Origin of the sequence: Rectinema subterraneum (genome assembly GCA_009768935.1) — a bacterium.
GTDB lineage: Bacteria > Spirochaetota > Spirochaetia > Treponematales > Rectinemataceae > Rectinema > Rectinema subterraneum.
In genome coordinates this window covers 1-5,550 of the sequence record WESA01000080.1, presented here as the reverse complement: position 1 = coordinate 5,550, position 5,550 = coordinate 1, and the positions used below count along the sequence as shown (strand labels likewise).

General features: G+C 52.9%; 5 protein-coding genes. 2 read left to right on the top strand and 3 right to left on the bottom strand.

All coding sequences use genetic code 11. The annotated features are described in order from the left end of the window. Positions 1–140: 140 nt before the first annotated feature. On the bottom strand, positions 141–1,076 hold the full coding sequence (locus GAP13_RS12450) for a glycerophosphodiester phosphodiesterase (RefSeq protein WP_222126188.1): 936 nt from the start codon (positions 1,074–1,076) through the stop codon (positions 141–143). Positions 1,077–1,176: 100 nt separating this feature from the next. Between GAP13_RS12450 and GAP13_RS12445 the strand changes: the two genes are divergently transcribed. Further along, positions 1,177–1,779, top strand: coding sequence for an NUDIX hydrolase (locus tag GAP13_RS12445; protein WP_158908023.1), 603 nt, complete (start codon positions 1,177–1,179; stop codon positions 1,777–1,779). 8 nt (positions 1,780–1,787) lie between these two features. Here GAP13_RS12445 and GAP13_RS12440 read toward each other — a convergent pair whose 3' ends face one another. Beyond that, on the bottom strand, positions 1,788–3,395 hold the full coding sequence (locus GAP13_RS12440) for a fumarate hydratase (RefSeq protein WP_158908619.1): 1,608 nt from the start codon (positions 3,393–3,395) through the stop codon (positions 1,788–1,790). A 15-nt stretch (positions 3,396–3,410) separates the two neighbouring features. After that, positions 3,411–4,574: a DUF362 domain-containing protein gene (locus GAP13_RS12435; protein WP_158908025.1), complete on the bottom strand. Its 1,164-nt coding sequence runs from the start codon at positions 4,572–4,574 to the stop codon at positions 3,411–3,413. A gap of 149 nt (positions 4,575–4,723) precedes the next feature. Here GAP13_RS12435 and GAP13_RS12430 point away from each other — a divergent pair. Then, a partial coding sequence (locus tag GAP13_RS12430; RefSeq protein WP_158908618.1) for a LysM peptidoglycan-binding domain-containing protein occupies positions 4,724–5,550 on the top strand: 827 nt, incomplete at its 3' end.

The window sequence follows — 5,550 nt, the reverse complement described above, 5'->3', positions numbered from 1 at the left end:
GGCCATCAAGAGAATGACTCGTTTCATTACTTTGCCTCCAGGATTCTGTATGATTTGCCGGATGAACTCCCGGCATATATTACATGAGATAGTTTACAGCCGCTTTGCTAAGCGCGCAATAGAAAGCTGCGAAAAATTTATTAAAGGTGGCCAGCAACTTGCTTCAGCCCTTCGTCCGGGAAATCCGTGATAATCCCTGTCACGCCCCATTGGATGAGCCGCTTCATATCTGCGGGGTCGTTTACTGTCCATGGCAGAACGCCAAAGCCAGCTGCACGCACGGTCCTCACCGTCGCTTCATCGAGGTACTTGGCATTGGGATTGAGCGCTACCGCTCCGATCTCTTTGAGCACGGAGACAGGATCTTCAATTGGCTTGTCAATGAGGGCAGCAACAGCGATCTCAGGAGCCGTTTTTTTCATTCGACGCAGATATTCATGGTTGAATGAAGAAACAAGCACCGAAGGAACCATATCGAGCTCTCTGATAAGAGCCGCAGTTTTCTCTACAATCCATGCGTCACACGCAAAGCCGGTGGCGTCTTTTATTTCGATATTTACGCGCCAGCCAAGGCGCTTAGTGAGCTCGAGCGCTTCACGGAGCGTGGGAATCTGCAAGCCGGCAAATGCCTGGAGCTCTTTGGCAGCGACTCTGCCCGATTTAATTTGCTTGAACGGATCGGTCAACGCATACCATGAACCCGCATCGAGCGACTTCAGCTCCGCAAGAGAAAAATCGTATACGGTCCAGGGCGACCGCTTCGGAAAGATCGATGCTGCATTTGTGGTTCGAACAAGCGTGTTGTCGTGAATGACGACAAGTTCTCCCTCGCTCGAGGCAGCGACATCGAGCTCCCACATATCAGCCCCGGCATCGAAGCCTTTCTGGGCTGAAACAAGCGTATTTTCCGGGGCTATCCCGCGGAATCCGCGATGAGCGATCACAAGAGGTCGAGATGTCTGCATGATGATCTTCTCCATGGAAAGATTTGCTTGCATCGGCCGGTCAGGTTGCGCAAACGAAACGCTTGCGAACGAGAGCAGAAAAGCCAGAATACAGGCGATGCAATGCTTCATGAGCTTGATTGTAGAGCTTCTGGCTTTTTCGGGCAAGCCGAGGTACGTCAGGCTTGTATAGCAAAGCCATTGAATATTAGGATGCTGAACGGAGAATGAAATGATAGCAGGCGATGGCAATGGAGCGCGCAAGTGGGCAATGCTCTCTTCTCGAAAAGTGTATGAATGCAATGTCTTCAGCGTTTTTGAAAGAGAAAGCCGCGGGCCGGATGGTCGCGTTGGCCGTTTTGCGGTGATGGAGGCGAAGGACTGGGCTGTGGTTGTTCCCTATGTGCGCACCGAGAATGGCACGTCTTTTTTGATGGTGCGGCAGTATCGGCATGGCGCGGATGAGGTGAGCCTTGAGTTCCCGGGCGGTGTCGTGGAGCCTGGAGAAGAACCGGCACATGCAGCAGCCCGCGAGCTTGCGGAAGAAACAGGCTGGGTTTCTGCACGAATTTTGCATGCGGGAACGGTGTTTCCCAATCCAGCGATTCAGGATAATCACTTTCATGTTTTTGTCGCTCTTGATCCGGAGCCGAAAGTGACACGAAATCTGGATTCAAACGAAATCATCGATGCGCATCTCATGCCTGCGGATGAAATACGGCAGAAAATGGGAACGGGCGAGCTGCGGCATGCTTTGATGGTGACTGCGCTGTTCCTTGCTGATAAATGCGTTGCAGCGCTCGACGAAAAGCCTGCACGGCAAGCCGAGAGCTGAAAGCCTGATTATTCTTTGCTGTATATATCATTTCCTCGCGCGTCGATGGCTATGATCACCGGCAATGTTTCCAAAGTCGCGGCGCGTACCGCTTCCATTCCCAAATCTTCGAACTGAATAATGCTGAGCGATCGAATATGGTGCGCAGCGTTGAGCGCGGCAGCACCACCTATAGCTGCGCAGTACACGCCCTGGTGCGCTATGATTGCCTTTTTTGCTTCTGCGCCGCGGCTTCCTTTTGCGATGGTCACCACGGAGCCGCCCGCGTTCATGAATGGTTCAAGATAACTGTCCATTCTCGATGCAGTAGTGGGCCCGAATGCTCCTGTTGCATGCCCCGGCTTGGCCTCAGTCGGTCCAGCATAAAAAACAGGCAAGCCCAGAAACCAGTCAGGCAAATGCTTTTCTTTCTCCAGAATTTTGAGGAGCCTGGCATGAGCGGCATCGCGCGCGACGATTACCGGCCCGGACAAAGTTACAATAGTACCAGCATCGAAGGACCGAAGCTGAGCAAGCCAGTCCTGGCTGCTTTTTGATAGTTCGATATGCGGCGCTGCATCGAAGACATCCTTTCTTAGTGTTTCGAAGCTTGGGTACGAGTCTTTTGCATAATGAGCCAGTTTCTGTATAGCCCATCCTTTGGGGCCTGCGATGACAGCTATATGCCGGTTCGCGGCACAGGAGACTGCCACAGCGAGCGGCAGATTGGCTGCGTGGCGTGAAAGCCTGATTGCTCGAGTCGCAGCAGCGAGATGAACACCGCCCCACTGTGCTCCTATACCGCTTTCCTTCGCAATCTCGAGCATTTTTTCTTCCCAGAATCTGTCCCTCAGCGGCGTGCCATCGTCGCCAGCCGACTGTGGCAGGTTGTCGAGCAATCCGAGCGCGGCGAGCTCAGCAGCATACAGAGTCTCGCTTGGGCTTGTTCCTCCGAGGACCATCGCAATGGTGTATGGTGGGCATCCCGAAGGGCCAAGCGATTGAATTCGCTTGCGCAGCGTTTCCTCAAGCCGGTCCTGCCTCAATATCGCAGGGCTTTCCATAGTGAGCGATGTGCGCGAGGTCGATCCGCCCCCTTTTGCGACGAATACAAGCGCGAGCGAATCACCGCGGACAGAGCGTATCTGAATGCCAGCCGGCAAATTATCCCTTGTGTTGCGCTCCTCGATCATCGATATCGGCCCCAACTGCGAATTACGAAGGCTTTCCTGGGCATATGCTTCAGCAGTGCCCCCGGCGAGCAAATCTTCGATCTCTTCATTATGTACAATATCGACCTGGTCGCCTCGCCAGCCATACACAAGAGCTGTGCCTGTATCCTGACAAATCGGATACGTACCTTTTGCAGCGATACGCGCATTTTCCAGAAGGCTTGCTGCGACAAATTTTTCATTCACAGAAGATTCAGGGCTCTCCAAAACAGCAGAGAAAGCCGCCAGCTGGGACCTGGGCATCTTATAGGCGATGCGCGAAAATGCAAGCTTTGCACATTCACGGATGGATTCAGGCTCTAGAATGATGCGGCCATTCGCCTGCAGAGGCCGAGGCAAGGCCAGAGGCTCGAACTCGCTTTCTGGACCGAACGAAATAAATTGCTCTATGGAAACATGCGGCATGGCTTTTGGCTCCATTTATGAGCGTTTGGCTCTATGCCAGAGGCGCATTGGCACTCTGCCAATCGAAATAGCCTTGGCAGGGCACACTTCATGGCAGCAAAAGCAGGTAATGCAGAGTTTGTCGTCGATTCGCACGATATGGGTTTTGTTTTTCGAATCGAGGGCGAGCGCGTTTGCAGGGCATATCTGCACACAGGCTCCACAACCAATGCATTTGTCTGTATGAAAAACAGGGCGGAGGCGGATGAGAGAGCCGGCGAAGGCGCGCATCGCATTCGGAATTGCGCCTAGTTTTCGACCGAGCTCGCTGTGATACGGCAAAAGCTCGAAACCCTCGTGCGATACGTCCTGCACCGAGAGCGGCGATATGGCAGGCTCAATTATCGCTTCGCTCTGGAGTGTTCTCCGCAATCCATCGGCGAGGTAAGGAATGAGCGCCGGGTCATATCCGACGCAGCGCGCCGCGATCCAGTCGAGTTTTGCAATGCTCTGCGATGCCAGTACAATTCCGAGGGAATACGGCGTGCCTGAACCCGGCCCTTCACCCTGCATCGCTACAATGCCATCCATGAACGTGAAACATCGCGGAATCGAGAGGGCGAGATCTACGAGCATTTCGCCAAATTCCATTACTCCGGGATATTGCATGTGCATTGCGCTTTTTGCAGTGCCGGGGATGAGGCCGAAAAGGTTTTTCATCGCGCCGGTGTAGGTCATGAGCCTGTGGTTCTTCAGTTTTGGTAAGTTGATGACAATATCGACATGCTCGAGCCATGTGGTCAGCGGTATGTTGCGCAGCCTTTTGCCATGATTGACTGCATGAGGAGACGCTTCGCGAAAATCGACCCATTTGCCGCCATTTTGCTTCACAGCGTCATAAATACCGGATGTTTTCGCCGCAAGCGCGCCAGGTTGCCAGCCGGGGGAATCTCCCACGAGCACTTCCTTTGCTCCCTGCGACAGAGCGAAACGAATGACGGCACCGACAAATTCAGGGTGTGTGGTTACTGCTTTTGCTGCAGGCGAGGCATTCAAGACATTCGGCTTTACAAGAATCGTTGCTCCGCGTACATCAGGGAAACCGGCAATCTCAGCGGCTTGCGCAATTATCGCGTCCAGTTTTGTTCTGTCATAGTCCTCACAGCGAAGCAGGGCTACATCAGCATGCGTTGCATCCATCAGGTATTTTCCTTAATTCCGTTTATTTAGCCCAGTATATGAGATACGCGCAAGGTCATCAAGGCGACGCAGGAAAAAGTAATGCTTGCAAAGTTGAAGCAAATGCTCATATAATGCGATATATTCTTGTGGAGAGGGTACCGCGCAGAATGGCTATACGACTTGATCGCAACAACTGGGTGTATTACATCGGAAGGGGATCGAATCTCCGCATACTATTGTTTTCGATTGGGTGCATGCTGTTTTTGCTTGGGTCGAGTTTCAGGCCTGCTCCAGGGCCTCTTTCAGCCCGCGGAGGCTCCGATGCAACTCCTTTCGCTGCGAGCGAAGATATTGTCATGCCCGAGCCGGAAGACAAGCTCGTCAAATATACAGTGTATGAAGTAAAAAGGGGCGACACCCTTTCGGGAATCGCAGCACAGTTTGATGTATCACTCGATACGCTTATAAGCATTAACGCCTTTACTTCTGCCAAAGCGCTTAAGCCCGGCCAGCTGCTCAAAGTGCCCAATCAGTCGGGTATCGTGCACATCCCGACCAAGGATGCGACCGTGCAGGAAATTGCAGCTGCTTACAATATAAGCGCTGACAGAATTATCGATGCGAATGGACTGCTGACAGAGAATATTCATGCCGGAAGGCCTCTTTTTCTTCCTGACGTGCGGCTTCCAGCAGCCCAATTGCGGGAAATTGCAGGCACCCTTTTCAGATGGCCGGTAAGTGGCCGCATAACATCCTGGTTCGGGTGGCGCAAAGATCCGTTTACGGGCCGCCGCTCATTCCATAATGCGATTGATATTGCCGCTCCCTATGGCTCACCGATCAAGGCTCCCATGGATGGCAGGGTAATCGAAACCGGATATTCGCCGATTTTGGGGAAATATGTGATGATGTCCCATTCAGGCGGGTGGAAAACGCTCTATGGTCACATGTCTGAAATTGTGGTGCAGGAAGGCCAGTATGTGTCGCAGGGCAG